An 18209-nucleotide genomic window follows, 5' to 3' on the forward strand; every position below is an offset into this window, starting at 1 on the left:
GCCCTGATAAAAAATATTCATAAAATACAGAATTATACATATATATAGATTTGTGGATGCATCACACAAAAAGGAAAATAATTCTATATTTTTTTAATAAAAAATTGATAAACAATCCCTTTTTTTCCAAAACATATGTTATAATAAAAAATGTATGCCGCTGTCACCAAAACCAAAAAGAGACTGGCGGCAGATGATAAGGAGCGAGCAACATGGAAATACAGTTATGGCGAAGTATTTTGTGCCCTTACGAGCTGGCTGTCAAAGAACTGACAGTCAAGTTTAAACATATGATAGAAGAGTATCACGAAAATGATCGTTATTCTCCCATTGAACAAGTCAGTGGAAGAGTAAAAAGCGTTTCCAGTATCCTGGAGAAAATGCAGCGTAAAGATATCCCGATCGAACAGCTGGAAACAGAAATGGAAGATCTGGCAGGAGTACGGATCATATGTCAGTTTGAAGAAGATATCGATACCGTTGCTGCGATCATCCGAAAAAGAACAGATATGGAAGTCAAAAGTGAAAAGAACTATCTGACGCATATCAAGCAGAGCGGTTACCGGAGTTATCACATGATCCTTTATTATACAGTGGAGACTATTCATGGGCCGAAACGGCTTCAGGTAGAAATACAGATCCGTACCATGGCAATGAATTTCTGGGCAACGATCGAACATTCTCTTCAGTATAAATACAAAGGTGATATGCCTCCTCATGTAGCAGAACGTCTTAGTAAAGCATCCGATGCGATCATTTCGCTGGATCATGAAATGTCTTCTGTGCGCAATGAGATCATGGATGCCCAGAATTCATCTCAGATGCAGTCCAATCTTGTAAAGGATATTCTGAATAATATTGAAAATCTCTACCGTGTTTCCAGTGAACGGGAAGTCAGCAAAATACAGGATGAGTTCCTGCGGGTATTCAAAACCAAGGATCTGCGTCAGCTGGAACGCTTCCACAGGCAGTTGGATATCATTGCAGAGGGTTATCGTGCCCAGGCAGTCCATCACAGCATATGAACACAGGGCAGACAGTACTAATACACATACATACGAGGAATTATAAATGCAGGATTTTTTACCAGTTACAAGAGAAGATATGAAGTCAAGAGGCTGGGATGAGTTGGATTTTGTCTACGTGACAGGAGATGCCTATGTGGATCATCCGTCTTTTGGATCTGCGATCATTGGACGTCTTCTGGAAAGCAGAGGATATCGTGTAGGCATGATCCCTCAGCCTGACTGGCGAAAGAAGGAGAGCATCCAGGTGTTCGGGGAACCGCGCCTGGGTTTTCTCGTTACAGCAGGAAACATGGATTCCATGGTGAATCATTATACGGTTTCCAAAAAGCACCGAAGCACAGATGCCTATTCTCCGGGAGGAAAAATGGGATTAAGACCGGACAGGGCTTCTGTTGTATACAGCAATCTGATCCGGCAGACCTATAAACATACGCCTATCATTCTTGGCGGGATCGAAGCCAGCCTTCGAAGAATGGCACATTACGATTATTGGGAAAATAAGGTCAAGCACAGTATTCTGATCGATTCCGGTGCGGATCTGATTTCTTATGGAATGGGGGAACATTCCATCCTGGAGATCGCAGAAGCCCTGCAAAGCGGGATTCCGGTCCAGGAGATCACATATGTGGCAGGGACGGTTTTTAAAAGCCACGATATCAGCAGGGTTTACGATCCGGTGGTCCTTCCGTCATTTGAACAGGTACAGACTGATAAAAAAGCTTACGCGGACAGCTTTGCCATTCAGTACCGAAACACGGATCCATTTACAGCAAAGCCTCTGGCAGAATCTTATGGGAACCGTGGATATGTGATACAGAATCCACCATCTCAGCCTCTGACGCAGATGGAAATGGACGATGTTTACGATCTGCCTTATACAGGACGATATCATCCCATGTACCAGAAAGAAGGCGGGATCCCGGCACTGAAAGAGATCAAATTCAGTCTGACCAGCAACAGAGGATGCTTTGGAAGCTGTAATTTCTGTGCGCTGACCTTTCATCAGGGCCGTATCCTTCAGACAAGAAGTCACGATTCCATTCTGAAAGAAGCTGAAAAGATGACGGAGGATCCGGATTTTAAAGGCTATATCCATGATGTAGGAGGCCCTACGGCTGATTTTCGTTATCCTTCCTGCAAAAAGCAGCTGACAAAAGGAGTCTGCAAGGAGCGACAGTGCCTGTTTCCTTCTCCGTGTAAGAATCTGACGGTAGACCACAAGGATTATCTTCAGCTTCTCAGAAAGGTCAGGAATATCCCCAAAGTTAAAAAAGTTTTTGTCCGTTCCGGCATTCGGTTTGATTATCTGATGGCAGATCCGGATAAAACTTTTCTTAATGAGCTTGTGAAATATCACATCAGCGGTCAGCTGCGAGTAGCACCGGAGCATGTTTCTGATGAAGTCCTGAAGTTTATGGGCAAACCCAGGCACGAGGTTTATGAGGGCTTTCTGAAGGAATATGAAAAAGCAAATGCGCGGACTGGTAAGCAGCAATATGCCGTTCCGTATTTCATGTCGTCCCATCCCGGGTGTACAATGAAGGAAGCCGTGAAGCTTGCGGAATACGTCCGTGATCTTGGATTTACGCCGGAGCAGGTTCAGGATTTTTATCCAACGCCATCAACACTTTCTACCTGTATGTATTACACAGGAATCCATCCGCTGACAGGCGAAAAGGTATATGTGCCGAAAAATCCACACGAAAAAGCAATACAGCGAGCACTGATGCAGTATAAAAATCCGGAAAATCGCGAACTGGTCCTGGAAGGACTTAAGATGACCGGACGTATGGATCTGGTCGGCTTTGGACCGAAATGTCTGATCCGTCCCAGAGAGCTTCATAAAAAAGCCAAAAAAACACAGACAAGGAGTTCGGCACATGAAAGATACCAGAAAAAGAAAAACAAAAAAAGGTGATTTCGGTTATTTTAACAGCGAAAAAAAACGAAGACTCCTGATCACCGCAGGATTATTTTCGCTTCCACTGCTCATTTTCTTTGTGGCGTGGGCCGTCAACGGAACAAGAATGACAGTCTGGACGGTTCTGACCGTAGTAGGCTGTCTGCCAGGATGTAAATCCATGGTAAGCCTGATCATGATCCTGTTACGTCATCCTATGGATGAAAAGCTCTATAAAGAGATCCGCAAGCATGCCGGTGACCTGGTCATGTCCTATGAAATGTACATGACTTTTTATGAGAAAAGCGGTTATCTGGACGCTGTTGCCGTGTGCGGAAATACAGTAGTGGGTTATACCAGTGATCCAAAAGCAGATATCGCCTACCTTGCAGAGCAGTCACAGAAAATCATCCGTAAAAACGGATATAAAGTAGATGTAAAGATCCTGAGGGACCTGAAACCCTATCTGGAACGTCTGGATTCCATGAATGAGCACAAAGAATCTTTAAGAAACGGGATTAAATTCACGCCGGATGAGCGATACCCGGATCTTTCCAGGGAAGAACTGATCAAACATACGATCCTGGCAATCTGTCTGTAGGAGCATTATATAATGAAAGAATTTATCATTAACGAAAACGAGGCCGGACAGCGTTTTGACAAATATCTGGCCAAGCTTCTCCGTGAAGCTCCAAAGAGCTTTTTCTACAAAATGATGAGGAAAAAAAATATCACGCTCAATGGAAAAAAAGCCACCGGGAATGAAAAGCTGTTTTCAGGAGATCATGTAAAACTGTTTTTAAGTGATGAAACATTTGAAAAATTCAGCGGAAATGATTCTGCTCCACGGGCACATTATGCTCTGGATATCATTTACGAGGATGAAAATATCCTGTTGATCAACAAACCGGCAGGAATGCTTTCTCAGCCTGCTGATGACGGAACCCCTTCACTGGTAGAATATCTGACTGGCTATCTTCTGAAAAATGGCTCTCTTACAGAGAATGATCTGAGAACCTTTCGTCCTTCCGTATGCAACCGCCTTGACCGCAATACCAGCGGACTGATAGCGGCAGGCAAAAGCCTTTCCGGTCTGCAGGAACTTTCAGGGATGTTCAAGTCCAGGGAACTTCATAAATATTACCTCTGTCTTGTGGAGGGAGTTTTAAAAGAAGAAAGATATATCAAAGGTTATCTGGCAAAAGATAAAAAAAGCAACAAAGTAACCATCTATAAACAAGAGAAAGAAAATGCCCTTCCAGTGGAAACAAAGTATTATCCGTTGGGTACCAATGGAACCCGTACCCTTCTTAAGGTTGAACTGATCACAGGACGTGCACATCAGATCCGAGCTCACCTTGCTTCGGAGGGACATTCGATTGTTGGTGATCCCAAATATGGAAAAGCCGATAAAAAACTGAAAGGACAGCTGCTTCATTCTTTTCGAATGGAGTTTCCATCTATGAAAGGAAGCCTGTCATATTTATCCGGGAAGGTCTTTACGGCACCGCTTCCGGAAATCTTTCTCAGAACACTAAAAGAGGAAAAGTTGGAGGAGAGTTATTATGAAAATCTGGAATGAAATATGGGATTACGTCAAGATGATCATCATCGTGGTAGTTGTAGTCCTAGTTATCAACAATGTAGTACTGATCAATGCAAAGATTCCGTCAGAATCTATGGAAAATACCATTATGACCGGGGATCGTATCTTTGGCTATCGTCTGGCCTATGGTCTGAATATGGATGTATTTGGTCACGAGATCTCAAAAAAATGGAAAGATCCGGAACGCTTTGATATTGTAATCTTCAAATATCCGGATGATGAGTCCCAGCTGTTCATCAAACGTATCATCGGTCTTCCTGGAGATAAAGTAGAGATCAAAGATGGTAAAGTTTATATCAATGATTCAGAGACACCTCTGGATGATTCCTTTGTGTCGGAAACTCCTCTTGGAAGCTTCGGACCATACGAAGTACCGGAAAACTGTTACTTTATGATGGGCGACAACCGTAACAATTCCAAGGATTCCCGATACTGGCAGAATACATATGTACAGTTTGATCAGATCGTCGGAAAGGCGGAGATCCGTTATTTCCCATCCATCAAACTTCTAAATTAAAGGGCAGACTTTATGGCAACATGGAACAGCAGAGGACTTCGTGGTTCTACTCTGGAGGAACTTATCAATCGTACCAATGAGCAGTACAGGGAAAAGGGACTGGCCCTCATCCAGAAAATTCCGACGCCGATCACTCCGGTTAAAATGGATAAAACCTCCCGGCATATCACGCTGGCATATTTTGAACAGAAAAGTACCGTAGATTATATCGGAGCAGTACAGGGAATCCCTGTCTGCTTCGATGCAAAAGAATGTTGTGTAAAAACTTTTCCCCTTGCGAACATTCATCCTCATCAGGTATCATTTATGGATGAGTTTGAAAAGCAGAAGGGGATTGCTTTTTTTCTGATCTATTTCAGCGCAGATAATGTTTTTTATTATCTTACCCTTCGTAAGCTGAAGGAATTCTGGAAAAGGATGGAAGACGGCGGACGAAAAAGTTTTCGTCGGGAAGAGCTGGACGAGGAATTTTATCTTTCCGGAAAAAATGGATTTCTGGTTCCTTATCTGGAAGGGATCCAGAAAGATCTGCAATTACGGGATTGACTTTTGGAAAGGTTTCCTATATAATCAAATTTAAGTTTTTCTGTGGTAGCATGGTAGCGAATTAAAGTGGAACACAGAAAATCTCAAAACGTGTTACGGAGGAAATGAACATGCAGCGTATTTTTCATACACCTGAAGGTGTGCGGGACATTTATGGAGAGGAATGCAGCCGCAAAAAACGGCTCCAGAGGGAGCTCCACCAGGTGTTTTCAAGATATGGATATGAAGATATAGAAACACCGGGATTTGAGTATTTTGAAGTGTTCAGCAATGAAGTAGGAACGATCCCATCCAAGGATTTATATAAATTTTTTGACAGAGAGGGAAACACACTTGTCCTCAGACCTGACTTTACACCGTCTGTTTCCAGAGCATGTGCAACTTATTTTGATCCGGAAAAAGGACCTGTAAGACTTTGTTATACCGGAAATACATTTATCAACAATTCCAGTTACAGAGGTCAGATGAAGGAAAATACTCAGATGGGTGTTGAGCATATGGGAGATGATTCTGCAGCAGCAGATGCTGAGATCCTTGCTATGACCGTGGAGTGTCTGAAGGCAGCAGGACTTACCGAATTCCAGGTTAGCGTAGGCCAGGTAGATTATTATAAATCCCTGCTTGCAGAGGCAGATCTGGAGCCGGAGATAGAAGAGCATCTTCGTGAGCTGATCTCTCAGAAGAATTATTTTGGTGTGGAAGAACTTCTTAAGGGACAGAATTTAGGTGATAACCTTTCCAAGGCTTTTGCTGAACTGCCTCAGATGTTCGGTTCAGCAGAAGTGCTGGAAAAAGCAAAAAAACTCACCTCCAATCCGGAAGCACTTTCTGCAGTAAAACGACTGGAAGAAATTTATGAGATCCTGAAAGTATACGGCTGTGAGAAATACATTGCTTTTGATTTTGGAATGCTCAGTAAGTTCCGTTATTATACAGGGATCATTTTCCAGGCTTATACATATAGAACCGGTGAACCCCTGATCAAGGGCGGACGCTACAACGAATTGATGAAGCATTTCGGAAAACCGGCTTCTTCCATTGGATTTGCCATTGTGGTCGATAACCTGATGCTCGCGCTTTCCAGACAGAAGCTGGCTGTTCCGGCTGGCGATAAAACCATTGTGATCACCTATGATCCGGGAAATCTGAAAAAAGCGATCCAGGAAGCAATGGCGCTTCGAAATAAAGGTAAAAAAGTGGCATTGTGCCCGGCAAAGGAGGAGCAGGACTGATGAGATATCTTACATTTGCCCTCACAAAAGGGCGTCTGGCCAGCAAAACACTGGATATGTTTGAGAAGATCGGTATTACATGTGAGGAGATGCGTGACAAAGATTCCCGAAAGCTGATCTTTACCAATGAGGAACTGAAGCTGAAGTTTTTCCTTGCAAAAGGTCCGGATGTGCCGACTTATGTAGAGTATGGTGCAGCAGATATCGGTATCGTAGGTAAGGATACCATTCTGGAAGAAGGAAGAAAGCTATATGAGGTTATGGATCTTGGATTTGGAGCATGCCGCATGTGCGTATGCGGCCCTGAAAGCGCCAGAGAAGTCCTGAATAACAATCAGCTGATCCGTGTAGCTACAAAATATCCAAATATTGCAAAGGATTACTTCTATAACAAAAAGCATCAGACTGTGGAGATCATTAAGCTGAACGGTTCCATCGAGCTTGCACCGATCGTAGGACTTTCCGAGGTTATCGTGGATATCGTGGAAACCGGAAGCACCCTTCGCGAGAATGGCCTGAAGGTGCTGGAAGAAGTCTGCCCGCTGTCTGCACGTATGGTAGTCAATCAGGTCAGCATGAAAATGGAAGATGAACGGATCCGCAAACTGATCACGGAACTTCGAGGTGTGATCAAATAAACTGAACAACAGATGAACCTCCAAAATACAGAAAGAAGGCAGAATTTATTATGCGTAAGGTAAAACTCACCAAAGAATCTACAAAAGATATTCTGGAAACTCTCTTAAAAAGAAGCCCTAATAATTATGGAAAATACGAGGATGCAGTAGCAAATATCCTTGCCAAAGTAAAAGCAGAGGGAGATACCGCGTTATTTGCATTTACCAGAGAATTTGATAAAGTCGAAGTGACAAAGGATACGATCCGTGTAACCCCTGAGGAGATCGAGGAAGCATACAAGCTGGTAGATCCTTCCCTGATCGATGTGATCAAAAAAGCATTGGTGAATATCCGCAGCTATCACGAAAAGCAACTTCAGAACAGCTGGTTCACAAGCACAACAGACGGAACCATGCTTGGTCAGAAGGTAACCGCTCTGAACTGTGTAGGTGTTTACGTTCCCGGTGGAAAGGCTGTATATCCGTCTTCCGTGCTTATGAATATCGTTCCTGCAAAAGTTGCCGGTGTTGACCGTATTGTAATGACAACACCTCCTGGAAAAGACGGAAAAGTAAATCCAAGCACACTTGTTGCTGCCAACGAAGCCGGAGCAGATGAAATCTATAAAGTGGGTGGTGCACAGGCCATCGGAGCACTTGCATATGGAACCGAGAGTATTCCAAAGGTTGACAAGATCGTAGGACCCGGAAATATTTTTGTTGCGCTTGCAAAAAAGGCAGTTTATGGATACGTAAGCATTGATTCTATTGCCGGCCCAAGCGAGATCCTCGTTCTTGCAGATGAGACTGCAAATCCTCGTTATATTGCAGCAGATCTTCTTTCTCAGGCAGAACATGATGAGATGGCATCTGCGATCCTGATCACAACAAATGAGGAATTTGCAGATCAGGTAGATAAAGAAGTCAGAGGTTTTGTTGAGGTACTTTCCAGAAAAGCCATTATTGAGAAATCCCTGGAGAACTTTGGTTATATCCTGATCGCAGAAGATATGGACGAGGCCATTGAGGCTGCCAATGAAATTGCTTCTGAGCATATGGAGATCGTCACAAAGAATCCTTTTGAAGATATGATGAAGGTACGAAATGCAGGTGCGATCTTTATCGGAGAGCACAGCTCTGAACCCCTTGGAGATTATTTTGCAGGACCAAACCACGTACTTCCTACCAATGGAACCGCCAAATTTTTCTCCGCACTTTCTGTAGATGATTTTATCAAAAAATCCAGTATTGTATATTATTCCAGGGAAGCACTCCGAAAGATCCACAAGGACATTATCCAGTTTGCCACATCGGAACAGCTGACTGCACACGCAAATTCCATTGCAGTCCGTTTTGAGGAAGAGGACAAGGAGAACGAATAATGGCAAGAGAAGCACTGATCGAAAGAAACACAAAAGAAACGCAGATACGTCTGCAGCTGAATATTGATGGAACAGGAAGTTCCGATATTGATACAGGCATTGGCTTTTTTGACCATATGCTGGACGGTTTTACGCGCCATGGACTGTATGATCTTACGCTGAGAGTCCACGGTGATCTGAATGTAGATGATCATCACACCATTGAAGATACAGGGATCGTCCTTGGAAACGCTATCCGTGAGGCAGTTGGCGACAAAAAAGGGATCAAACGTTACGGCAGCTGTATCCTTCCTATGGATGAAGTGCTTGTGCTCTGCGCAGTAGATCTTTCCGGAAGACCTTATCTCGGATGGGATGCAGAGTTTTCTACGGAAAAAATAGGAGATATGGCTACAGAGATGGTAAAGGAATTCTTTTATGCAGTATCCTATTCCGCAGCAATGAATCTTCACATCAAGGTTCTTTCCGGAGGAAACAGCCATCATGTGGCAGAGGCCATGTTTAAAAGCTTTGCGAAAGCCCTTGATGCAGCCACACAGTACGATTCCCGGATCACAGACGTGCTTTCTACCAAGGGAAGCCTCTGATACAGAAGGAGACCACTTATGAACAAACAGTTGATCCCATGCCTTTATCTTCATTCAGAAAAGGCGGTAACCGGATTTGGACAGAGAAATCTTTTCGGAGACGGAAATGTAGAAACACTTGCAAAATTTTACGGTGACAATGGGGCAGATGAGCTTCTGGTATTTGACTTTTCTTCCACAGATGCAGAGCATGACCGTGCGATCGGAAAAATCCGTGATATCTGTCAGGTATCTGAGATCCCGGTGATCGCAGCGGGAAATATCAAACGTATGGAAGATGTAAAAAAGCTGATCTATGCGGGATGTGCCAAAGTTGTACTGAATTTTTCGAAAGAGAATAATATCAAGCTTCTGGAAGAAGTATCCCGGCGCTTTGGAAAAGAGCGTATGATGATCAGCATCTCTGATCTGAGAGAATTCACAGAAAATCAGGATCTGATCGAAACATATGCAGACACTGTTCTGGCTTTGGACACTGTCGAAAATGAAATTGCAGAGATTTCTCAGATTTCCATTGTTCTTCATACCGATGAAAACAGATCTGAGAGCGTTCTGGAGCTTTTAGGAGAACCAGCTGTGTCCGGACTTTGCGGTGCTTATGTAAGCAGTCTTGAAAATGATCTGCATACATTTAAGGAAACCTGCGAAGAAGCCGGAATTCCGGTAAACACATATAAAAGTAATATTGCATGGTCGGACTTTAAATTAAACAGTGACGGAATGGTTCCGGTTATTGTCCAGGATTACCGGACGGATGAAGTACTGATGCTGGCCTATATGAATGAGCTTGCTTTTAACACAACATTGAAGCTTGGAAAAATGACATACTGGAGTCGCAGCCGGAATGAGCTCTGGACCAAAGGTCTGACATCCGGCCACGTACAGTATGTAAAGTCTCTTACCATTGACTGTGATAATGATACGATCCTTGCCAAAGTGGAGCAGGTGGGCGCAGCCTGCCATACAGGAAACCGTACTTGTTTCTTCAAACCGCTGATGAAAAAGGAGTACGATGATACCAATCCTCTTCACGTGTTCCAGAATGTGTATGATGTGATCACTGACCGAAAAGAACATCCAAAGGAAGGTTCCTATACCAATTATCTTTTTGATAAAGGAATCGACAAGATTTTGAAAAAAGTCGGTGAAGAATGCACAGAGATCGTCATTGCAGCCAAAAATCCGGATAAAGAAGAGATTAAATACGAAATTTCAGATTTTCTTTATCATATGATGGTACTCATGGTGGAAAAAGGAGTCAGCTGGGAAGAAATCACCAAAGAATTGGTAAAAAGATAAATTATATATCATTCAGGAAAAAAGCTTTTGTACGTCGGATCAGAATGAACGGTTACGAAAGCTTTTTTCTGTTTTCCCGGAATCTTAAAAGAATATGTACAATTTCGGTTAGGCATGATATACTTATCGTCAAAAGTGCGGAAATATAAAAAAGGAAAAGGGAAACAACCAATGATCAAAATTGATGACTGGGTGATTGAAAAAGGAGAGAAGGCACAGGGGAAAATTAAGATCACAGGATACGGCATAGCAATGCCGGCAACTGTGATATGCGGAGTGAAAGACGGACCGACGATACTGATCACAGCGGGAATACACAGTGCGGAGTATGTAGGAATCCAGGCGGCAATGGAACTTGCAAAAGAATTTCAACCGGAAGAACTAAAGGGAAATGTGATCATCGTTCCACTGGTCAATGTCAGTGGCTTTGAGCATCGCACCATGAGTCTAGTCTATGAGGATGGCAAGAACCTGAACCGCGTTTTCCCCGGAGATCCTGAGGGAACAGCTGCAGATCGTATTGCCTATGCTATAGTGACAAAGCTTTTTTCCATAGCAGATTATTATATCGACCTGCATAGCGGAGATGGGTTCGAACAGCTTCATCCCTATGTTTATTATGTAGGGGTTGTAGATGAAAAGACAGCAGAGAAATCATTACATATGGCACGGCATATCGGCGTAAAATATGTGGTCCGTTCCACAACTGCCACAGGTGGCGCCTACAATTATGCTTCTTCTCTTGGAATTCCAAGTATTCTTATCGAAAGAGGCGGACACAGCTACTGGACCTGGGAGGAAGTAGAACAGGATAAAAGAGACGTCCGTCACCTTGTTTTTCATCTCCAGGGAAAGAAATGTCATGGTCTGAAGCATTACCGTCAGATGCTTCTGGAAAATGTAGTCTATGAATATGCGCCGTATACCGGATGCTGGTATCCGTCCAAGAAGCCTGGAGAATACTTTTTTAAGGGGGAAGAACTGGGTGAACTGAGAGATTACTATGGGAATTTACTTTACACCTCTATTGCAACTGAAAACGGAGTCGTACTTTATCAGACAGCCAGTCTGAACATTATTGAAGACGGACCAATGATCGCATATGCAGCGATCACGGAGACTCTGACCTGATAGTAAACAACCTTTTCAGAACGCTTCTGTCTGAAATCATATTGAAACAGTAAGAAAACCGGGTTTTACCATTTGCTATTCTATTTGTAAAAATAGTGAGGTAAAATCCGTGTTTTTTTAGCAGATTAGATAAATCCAATTGTCAAATCCCCCATGGGGGATATATACAATTCAAGCATCTTTAACAAAATTTATGAGTTTTCTAAAAATATAACATTTTTCCATAGACATAAACTATAGTTTTATCATATAATGTTTCAGTAATTTGACAGCATTTGCTGATTTTCACATCAGCCGTTGTAAGTTCTGAGAGGATTAATAGGGAAACCGGTGTAAATCCGGTACGATCCCGTCACTGTAAGGGGAAATCCTCAGACAAAGTACCACTGGTCGAGTGCGTGAGAAATAGACCGGGAAGGTGTCTGAGGGTAAGGATCCTAAGTCAGGAGACCTGCTTGCAATTGTTTTAAAATGATTCTTACGGAAGATAGGAAGCATATTTATTTTGTGTGCCCGTATTTCGTCACGGGCTTTTTTCGTGCAAATTTTCTAAAATTCCATGCATATTCTGCATATTGAGAATCCAATAGTTTCTTTTATCTAACTAAATTAAAACGGCAATGTTAAAATCGCATCAAATGAGGAAAGGAGTAAAACGTGACAAAGAAACAAGTAGGAAAAAGATTTCTCCAGATCATCATTGTATTATTTGGAATCAGCTTTTTCACATTTGGACTGACCTACCTGTCACCTGGTGATCCTGCGGAGATCATGCTGACAGAGTGTGGTAATCTTCCTACACCAGAGCTTCTGGAACAGACAAGACATGAGCTTGGCCTTGATCAGCCCTTTCTCGTGCAGTATGGTTCCTGGCTGAAGGGTGTTGTTACAGGAGATATGGGACAGTCCTATTCTTTCAAAATGCCGGTAACAGATAAACTGGTATCCTGTTTCTGGCCGACGCTGAGGATGTCGTTGCTGGCACTTCTGATGATGGTCATTATTTCCATACCGCTTGGAATCCTGGCCGCTGTATATCAGAACAAATTCCCGGATTATTTTGTGAGAGGAATTACCTTTGTGGGAGTATCTGTTCCAAGCTTCTGGCTGGGCCTGATCCTTCTCAGCATCTTTGGTGTTCAGCTTCGCTGGATCAATGTTGCAGGAGGCAGTACGGATTTTAAATCCATGATCCTCCCGGCGCTGACTCTTGCACTTGCCATGTCTGCAAAATATACCAGACAGGTAAGAAGTGCAGTGCTGGAGGAACTTCATCAGGATTATGTCACAGGTGCAAGAATGCGTGGAATCAAGGAAAGCGTCATTCTCTGGAAACACGTCCTTCCTAATGTTATGCTTCCGCTGGTAACGCTGTTGGGACTTTCCCTTGGAAGTCTTCTGGGAGGTACTGCAGTTGTAGAGATCATTTACAACTGGCCTGGAATGGGAAATATGGCAGTAAAGGCGATTTCCTGTCGTGACTATCCTCTTGTACAGGGCTATGTACTTTGGATCGCGATCCTGTACATGTGCATCAACCTGCTTGTGGATCTGTCCTATACTTATCTCGATCCAAGACTTAAGGAGGATAGATAATTGAAAAAGGTATTACGAACATTCAAAGAAAATAAACAGTTCACTCTTTTCTTCATTCTGGGTCTCGTGGTGATCGGAATTGCGATCTTTGCGCCGCAGCTCTCACCATATGATCCACTGAATGCAGTTATGACCGAATCACTGCAGGAGCCAAGCTCCGCTCATCCGTTCGGAACGGATAAGCTTGGACGAGATCTTCTTTCCCGTGTTATCTTCGGAACAAGAACCTCTCTGATCATGACCTTATGTCTGGTTGCAGTGATCTTTGTCATCGGTACATTTTTAGGAGTTATTGCCGGATATTTCGGCGGCGTTGTGGATGCAGTGATCATGCGTATCGCAGATATGATGATCTCCTTCCCTGGGCTTGTACTGGCCATTGCCATTGCCGGTATGCTTGGACCAAACTTGGTCAATGCCGTTATTTCCATTGCGGCTGTAAGCTGGACAAAATATGCCCGTCTTGCACGAAGTATGGTCTTGAAAGTCAAGAAGAGTCTTTACATAGAGGCAGCTATAGTAAACGGAACAAAGACCTGGAAAATTCTTCTTGTACACATTCTTCCCAACATGGTAACCCAGATGGTGGTAACTGCGGCAGCAGATATCGGAACTATGATGCTGGAGCTGGCTTCCCTTTCATTCCTGGGATTTGGTGCAACTGCGCCGACACCGGAGTGGGGACTGATGCTGAATGAAGGAAGAACCTACATGGCAAAGGCGCCATGGCTTATGATCTACCCTGGTATCGCTATCGTAATCTGTGTTGTTGTTTTCAACATGCTTGGAGACAGCATCCGTGATGTACTGGATCCGCGCCAGGATCAATAAAACAACTCTGTAACAAACCAACACCATATGATCAGTATATTATCTTTAGGAGGATGAAATGAGAAATAATGTAGTTAAAAAAGTGCTGGCTGCTACACTTGCATGTATGATGACCCTTTCAATGGCAACAGTGGCTCAGGCAAAAGGTGACAAAAAAAGTGATAAGGAGATCACCATCGGAGTAACAAGCTTTGCAGATACACTGGAGCCGACAGAGCAGTATTTCAGCTGGGTTGTATCCCGTTATGCGATCGGCGAGTGCCTTACAAAATTCGATGAGAACGGTGAGATCGTTCCATGTCTTGCGGAAGAGTGGGAAAACAGTGACGATGGAAAAACATGGACCTTCAAGATCCGTGAGGGCGTAAAATTCTCCAACGGTGACGATATGACACCGGAAATGGTAAAAGCCTCCATCGAACGTACCGCTGAAAAGAGTGACCGTGTTCCGGAATTCTTTGATCTCGACAGCCTCGAAGTTGACGGACAGAACCTGATCTTCCATCTGAACAGAGCAAATGCAAACATGGCCGGATGCCTTGCAGACCCGCTGTTTCTGATCGTAGATACAAATGTAGATGATTCTACATTTGCCATGGAAGGACCGATCTGTACAGGACCTTACGCAGTAGAGTCCTTCAGCCCGACGGATTCCTGTATCGTAGTAAAAAATGAGAACTACTGGGATGGAGAAGTTCCCCTTGATAAAGTTACACTGAAATGTGTGGATGACCAGACAACACGTTCCATGGCTCTTCAGACAGGTGAGATCGATATCGCTTACAACCTGAAAACAGAGAACCTGGTTGAGTTTGAGGGAAATGACAATTACGACATCCAGGAGCTTCAGTCTCTTCGTTCCACCTATGCATTCATGAACCAGAATGAGGATCATGCACTCAGCGATAAGGCTCTTCGCCAGGCACTTCTTCGTGGCCTTGACAAGGAAACATACTGCAACACTCTTCTTGAGGGTGGCGCAACAGCTGGTAAAGCACCGGTTCCTCCAACACTTGACTTTGGATTCGATGATCTGAAGGATGAGAATTCCTATGATCCGGACAGCGCAAAGAAGATCCTTGATGAGGCCGGATACAAAGATGTTGACGGTGACGGATTTGTAGAAACTCCTGACGGAGATCCTCTTGTTCTTGATTTTGTTATCTACACAAGCCGTGCCGAGCTTGGTGTATACGCACAGGCAGCACAGGCCAGTCTGAAGGAGATCGGTATCAACGTAAACCTGAACACAGTAAGTTATGAGACACTTCTTGACATGAGAGATTCCGGTCAGTATGACCTTCTGATCTGGAACGTGCTGGTAGCAAACACTGGAGACCCTGAGAACTACTTAAGAGAGAACTGGTACAGCTCCTCTGCAAACAATACTGCAGGATACAATAACCCGGAGGTTGACAAGCTTCTTGACGAGCTTGCGCAGACATTTGATGAGGACAAGAGAAAAGATCTCATCATCGATATTCAGCAGGATATCATGGATGATGCTGCAACTGTATTCTTTGGTTATGAGACAACCTACCTCTTCTCCAACAAAAAGGTAACAGGTGTTAAGATGTATCCAATGGATTATTACTGGCTGACAAAGGATATCACTCTTGCCGAGTAAAGGAGCGCTTATTTATGCTTGAGATCAAGGATCTTTCCGTTCAGTACGGAAAACAGGCACCTACCATTGAACATTTCAACCTTTCCATGAAGAAGGGGGAGATCATCAGTGTGGTAGGCGAGAGTGGAAGTGGAAAAACAACCGTGATTCGTGCTGTCCTCGGCGCACTTGGCGGAGGTGGCCGGGTCAGCACCGGAGATATTCAGTTTCACGGACATTCTCTGCTTTCCAATACAAAGAATGAATGGAGAAATTTAAGGGGTACCCGCATTTCCATGATCTTCCAGGACTGCGGCGGAACCCTGAACCCTATCCGTAAGATCGGAAGTCAGTATGTGGAATATATCTGTACACATACAGATGTATCCAAAGCAGAAGCATGGAAGAAAGGCTGTTCCATGCTTCAGAAAATGCGTCTTCCGGACGCAGAAAATATCATGAAAAGTTATCCACACCAGCTTTCCGGTGGTATGCGCCAGCGAGTTGGTATTGCCATGGCCATGACTTTTAACCCGGAGCTGCTTCTTGCAGATGAGCCGACTAGTGCGCTGGACGTTACTACACAGGCACAGATCGTACGCCAGATGATGGAGCTCCGTGATGATTTCGGAACCGGTATCATCATTGTTACTCATAACATTGGCGTAGCAGCCTATATGGCAGATCAGCTTGTTGTTATGCAGAACGGAAAAGTTGTGGATCAGGGAACACGAGATGAAGTCATGGAGCATCCGACCAGTGACTATACAAAGAAACTGCTGGCTGCAGTGCCGGAAATGGAGGGACAGCGTTATGTTTAAGGAATCCGATATCGTACTCAGTGCAAAACATATCGTAAAACAGTTCCCGGCTTCCGGCGGCAGAACTTTAACAGCCTGCAACGATGTGAACCTGAACGTTTATAAAGGAAAAACTCTGGGAATCGTAGGAGAGAGTGGCTGCGGTAAATCAACCTTTGTCCGCATGGTCATTTCTCTTGACAAACCGACCAGCGGAGAGATCCTTTACCATGGAAAAAACCTCTCTGATCTTTCCAAAAAAGAAACCTGGCTGAACCGTCAGAACATGCAGATGGTCTTCCAGGATCCGTTGGCGTCCTTTGACCCGAAAATGAAGATCGTGGATATTCTCACAGAACCCCTGATCAATTACGGAAAGCTGAAAAGAAGCGAAAAGGAATCCAAGGCCAGAGAACTCCTGAAAATGGTAGAGCTTCCTGAAGATTTTACAGACCGCTATCCCCATAATATGAGTGGTGGTCAGCGTCAGCGTATCAGTATTGCCCGGGCACTTTCCCTGGAACCGGAGATTCTGGTGTGCGATGAGGCTACCTCTGCACTTGACGTTTCCGTACAGGAATCCGTGATCCGGCTTCTGGTACGTCTCCAGAAGGAGAAAAACATCAGCATGCTTTTTATCTGCCATGACCTGGCTCTGATCCGTTCCTTTGCTCATCAGATTGCTGTCATGTACCTCGGGAATATCGTGGAGGTAATTCCGGGAGAGGATGTTACGGAAAAGTCTCTTCATCCATATACACAGGCTCTTCTGGGGGCACAGTTTTCCATTCATATGGATCAGAACAAAAAGATCGAGAGCATCGAAAGTGAGGCCCCCAGCCCTCTGGATGTTCCTCATGGCTGTCCATTCCAGAATCGTTGCGAACACTGCATGGAGAAATGCAGGACGATCCGTCCTGTGCTCACAGAAGTAGAGTCCGGACATGAAGTAGCCTGCCATTATGTAACGGAAAAATAAAGAAATGCACAAAACAGTATGATTTTTAAAAACTTTCTGCTGCTGTCGAAGACGGAGATATCCAATATACAATAGGTGTTGTAGTATATAATCAGGACAGCCCGGAAATGAACATGTTCATGAATTATTACAGAGAATACATCGCGCTGACAGGTGGTTCCTCCGCAGGAAACTACATGCATCTTCAGAAAACGATCGGTGTTCTGAAAGCTCTGGCTGAGAAGGATGGGCTGACTTATTCCGAGGATGTTGAGAAGCTTGCATATACAGTGGAAGATGTGCAGAAGCGTATGGAAGAAAAATAAACAGAGATTTTGAAAAAGAGCTGGGCCGCCTTATATGGTTCAGCCCTTTTTCATCATATAAAATACTTTTTTATGTAAAAAAACGAAAAATCCTCTTTACTTTCTAAAGTTAATATAATAAAATCTATAAATATGTGTAAAACTGGTTTAAAAGCAGAAATCATGGGGATTGTTATAGGGCAACACCAATTAGCTTGAAAATATTGCCCCAAATATAAAATAGATCTTGATTAATGCAAAGCATTGT

General features: G+C 43.8%; 18 protein-coding genes and 1 riboswitch. All 18 genes read left to right on the forward strand.

Translation table 11 applies throughout. The features are described from left to right. Nucleotides 1–212 precede the first annotated feature (212 nt). The 18 genes from EAI83_RS11850 (at nt 213) to EAI83_RS11935 (ending at nt 17962) form a co-directional block, all read left to right on the forward strand. Nucleotides 213–1025 (forward strand): GTP pyrophosphokinase, encoded by an 813-nt coding sequence (locus EAI83_RS11850; RefSeq protein ID WP_015524915.1) that lies wholly within the window; start codon nt 213–215, stop codon nt 1023–1025. 46 nt (nt 1026–1071) lie between these two features. After that, the gene (locus EAI83_RS11855; RefSeq protein WP_022426339.1) at nt 1072–2946 is read left to right on the forward strand and encodes a YgiQ family radical SAM protein; all 1875 of its coding nucleotides are present in this window, start codon (nt 1072–1074) and stop codon (nt 2944–2946) included. Beyond that, the gene (locus tag EAI83_RS11860) at nt 2909–3529 is read left to right on the forward strand and encodes a hypothetical protein (protein WP_021651487.1); all 621 of its coding nucleotides are present in this window, start codon (nt 2909–2911) and stop codon (nt 3527–3529) included. Before EAI83_RS11855 ends, EAI83_RS11860 begins: the two co-directional genes overlap by 38 nt. 12 nt (nt 3530–3541) lie before the next feature. Beyond that, the gene (locus EAI83_RS11865) at nt 3542–4510 is read left to right on the forward strand and encodes an RluA family pseudouridine synthase (protein ID WP_021651486.1); all 969 of its coding nucleotides are present in this window, start codon (nt 3542–3544) and stop codon (nt 4508–4510) included. After that, on the forward strand, nt 4494–5051 hold the full coding sequence (gene lepB / locus EAI83_RS11870) for a signal peptidase I (protein WP_022426337.1): 558 nt from the start codon (nt 4494–4496) through the stop codon (nt 5049–5051). The genes EAI83_RS11865 and lepB overlap by 17 nt, the downstream gene beginning before the upstream one ends. A 12-nt stretch (nt 5052–5063) precedes the next feature. Beyond that, nucleotides 5064–5597: a Holliday junction resolvase RecU gene (locus tag EAI83_RS11875; protein WP_129975483.1), complete on the forward strand. Its 534-nt coding sequence runs from the start codon at nt 5064–5066 to the stop codon at nt 5595–5597. Between the two features lie 110 nt (nt 5598–5707). Continuing rightward, on the forward strand, nt 5708–6829 hold the full coding sequence (gene hisZ, locus EAI83_RS11880; RefSeq protein WP_129975485.1) for an ATP phosphoribosyltransferase regulatory subunit: 1122 nt from the start codon (nt 5708–5710) through the stop codon (nt 6827–6829). Then, on the forward strand, nt 6829–7467 hold the full coding sequence (gene hisG / locus EAI83_RS11885; RefSeq protein WP_015524921.1) for an ATP phosphoribosyltransferase: 639 nt from the start codon (nt 6829–6831) through the stop codon (nt 7465–7467). The genes hisZ and hisG overlap by 1 nt, the downstream gene beginning before the upstream one ends. A 50-nt stretch (nt 7468–7517) precedes the next feature. Next, a complete protein-coding gene (gene hisD, locus EAI83_RS11890; protein ID WP_015524922.1) occupies nt 7518–8828 on the forward strand; it encodes a histidinol dehydrogenase in 1311 nt (436 codons plus the stop codon). Beyond that, a complete protein-coding gene (gene hisB / locus EAI83_RS11895) occupies nt 8828–9415 on the forward strand; it encodes an imidazoleglycerol-phosphate dehydratase HisB (RefSeq protein WP_021976578.1) in 588 nt (195 codons plus the stop codon). The genes hisD and hisB overlap by 1 nt, the downstream gene beginning before the upstream one ends. Before the next feature lie 18 nt (nt 9416–9433). Then, the gene (gene hisIE, locus EAI83_RS11900; RefSeq protein ID WP_129975487.1) at nt 9434–10714 is read left to right on the forward strand and encodes a bifunctional phosphoribosyl-AMP cyclohydrolase/phosphoribosyl-ATP diphosphatase HisIE; all 1281 of its coding nucleotides are present in this window, start codon (nt 9434–9436) and stop codon (nt 10712–10714) included. 171 nt (nt 10715–10885) lie between these two features. Next, nucleotides 10886–11845 (forward strand): M14 family metallopeptidase, encoded by a 960-nt coding sequence (locus EAI83_RS11905; protein ID WP_015524925.1) that lies wholly within the window; start codon nt 10886–10888, stop codon nt 11843–11845. Between the two features lie 284 nt (nt 11846–12129). After that, nucleotides 12130–12318: riboswitch (cobalamin riboswitch) on the forward strand. A gap of 184 nt (nt 12319–12502) precedes the next feature. Then, nucleotides 12503–13441 carry a nickel ABC transporter permease gene (gene nikB, locus EAI83_RS11910; RefSeq protein WP_021651480.1) on the forward strand — a complete coding sequence of 313 codons (939 nt, stop codon included), beginning with the start codon at nt 12503–12505 and terminating at the stop codon, nt 13439–13441. Next, the gene (nikC, locus tag EAI83_RS11915) at nt 13442–14272 is read left to right on the forward strand and encodes a nickel transporter permease (protein WP_021651479.1); all 831 of its coding nucleotides are present in this window, start codon (nt 13442–13444) and stop codon (nt 14270–14272) included. 58 nt (nt 14273–14330) lie between these two features. Beyond that, on the forward strand, nt 14331–15899 hold the full coding sequence (locus EAI83_RS11920) for an ABC transporter substrate-binding protein (protein ID WP_021651478.1): 1569 nt from the start codon (nt 14331–14333) through the stop codon (nt 15897–15899). A 14-nt stretch (nt 15900–15913) separates the two neighbouring features. After that, a complete protein-coding gene (locus EAI83_RS11925; RefSeq protein WP_129975489.1) occupies nt 15914–16699 on the forward strand; it encodes an ABC transporter ATP-binding protein in 786 nt (261 codons plus the stop codon). Then, the gene (locus EAI83_RS11930) at nt 16692–17657 is read left to right on the forward strand and encodes an ABC transporter ATP-binding protein (RefSeq protein WP_114002515.1); all 966 of its coding nucleotides are present in this window, start codon (nt 16692–16694) and stop codon (nt 17655–17657) included. The genes EAI83_RS11925 and EAI83_RS11930 overlap by 8 nt, the downstream gene beginning before the upstream one ends. 107 nt (nt 17658–17764) lie before the next feature. After that, nucleotides 17765–17962, forward strand: coding sequence for a hypothetical protein (locus tag EAI83_RS11935; protein ID WP_129975491.1), 198 nt, complete (start codon nt 17765–17767; stop codon nt 17960–17962). The last annotated feature ends 247 nt before the right edge of the window (nt 17963–18209 follow it).

The sequence above is a fragment of the Blautia sp. aa_0143 genome, from assembly GCF_004167315.1.
In the GTDB taxonomy this organism is placed as follows: Bacteria; Bacillota; Clostridia; order Lachnospirales; family Lachnospiraceae; genus Blautia_A; species Blautia_A fusiformis.

Bases quoted from the DNA above. Each gene is read 5' to 3' on its own strand.
- hisZ (WP_129975485.1), top strand. From the start codon at position 5,708: ATGCAGCGTATTTTTCATACACCTGAAGGTGTGCGGGACATTTATGGA.
- EAI83_RS11865 (WP_021651486.1), top strand. From the start codon at position 3,542: ATGAAAGAATTTATCATTAACGAAAACGAGGCCGGACAGCGTTTTGAC.
- hisG (WP_015524921.1), top strand. From the start codon at position 6,829: ATGAGATATCTTACATTTGCCCTCACAAAAGGGCGTCTGGCCAGCAAA.
- hisIE (WP_129975487.1), top strand. From the start codon at position 9,434: ATGAACAAACAGTTGATCCCATGCCTTTATCTTCATTCAGAAAAGGCG.
- lepB (WP_022426337.1), top strand. From the start codon at position 4,494: ATGAAAATCTGGAATGAAATATGGGATTACGTCAAGATGATCATCATC.
- EAI83_RS11920 (WP_021651478.1), top strand. From the start codon at position 14,331: ATGAGAAATAATGTAGTTAAAAAAGTGCTGGCTGCTACACTTGCATGT.
- hisD (WP_015524922.1), top strand. From the start codon at position 7,518: ATGCGTAAGGTAAAACTCACCAAAGAATCTACAAAAGATATTCTGGAA.
- EAI83_RS11875 (WP_129975483.1), top strand. From the start codon at position 5,064: ATGGCAACATGGAACAGCAGAGGACTTCGTGGTTCTACTCTGGAGGAA.
- hisB (WP_021976578.1), top strand. From the start codon at position 8,828: ATGGCAAGAGAAGCACTGATCGAAAGAAACACAAAAGAAACGCAGATA.
- EAI83_RS11905 (WP_015524925.1), top strand. From the start codon at position 10,886: ATGATCAAAATTGATGACTGGGTGATTGAAAAAGGAGAGAAGGCACAG.
- EAI83_RS11930 (WP_114002515.1), top strand. From the start codon at position 16,692: ATGTTTAAGGAATCCGATATCGTACTCAGTGCAAAACATATCGTAAAA.
- EAI83_RS11850 (WP_015524915.1), top strand. From the start codon at position 213: ATGGAAATACAGTTATGGCGAAGTATTTTGTGCCCTTACGAGCTGGCT.
- EAI83_RS11935 (WP_129975491.1), top strand. From the start codon at position 17,765: ATGAACATGTTCATGAATTATTACAGAGAATACATCGCGCTGACAGGT.
- EAI83_RS11855 (WP_022426339.1), top strand. From the start codon at position 1,072: ATGCAGGATTTTTTACCAGTTACAAGAGAAGATATGAAGTCAAGAGGC.
- EAI83_RS11925 (WP_129975489.1), top strand. From the start codon at position 15,914: ATGCTTGAGATCAAGGATCTTTCCGTTCAGTACGGAAAACAGGCACCT.
- EAI83_RS11860 (WP_021651487.1), top strand. From the start codon at position 2,909: ATGAAAGATACCAGAAAAAGAAAAACAAAAAAAGGTGATTTCGGTTAT.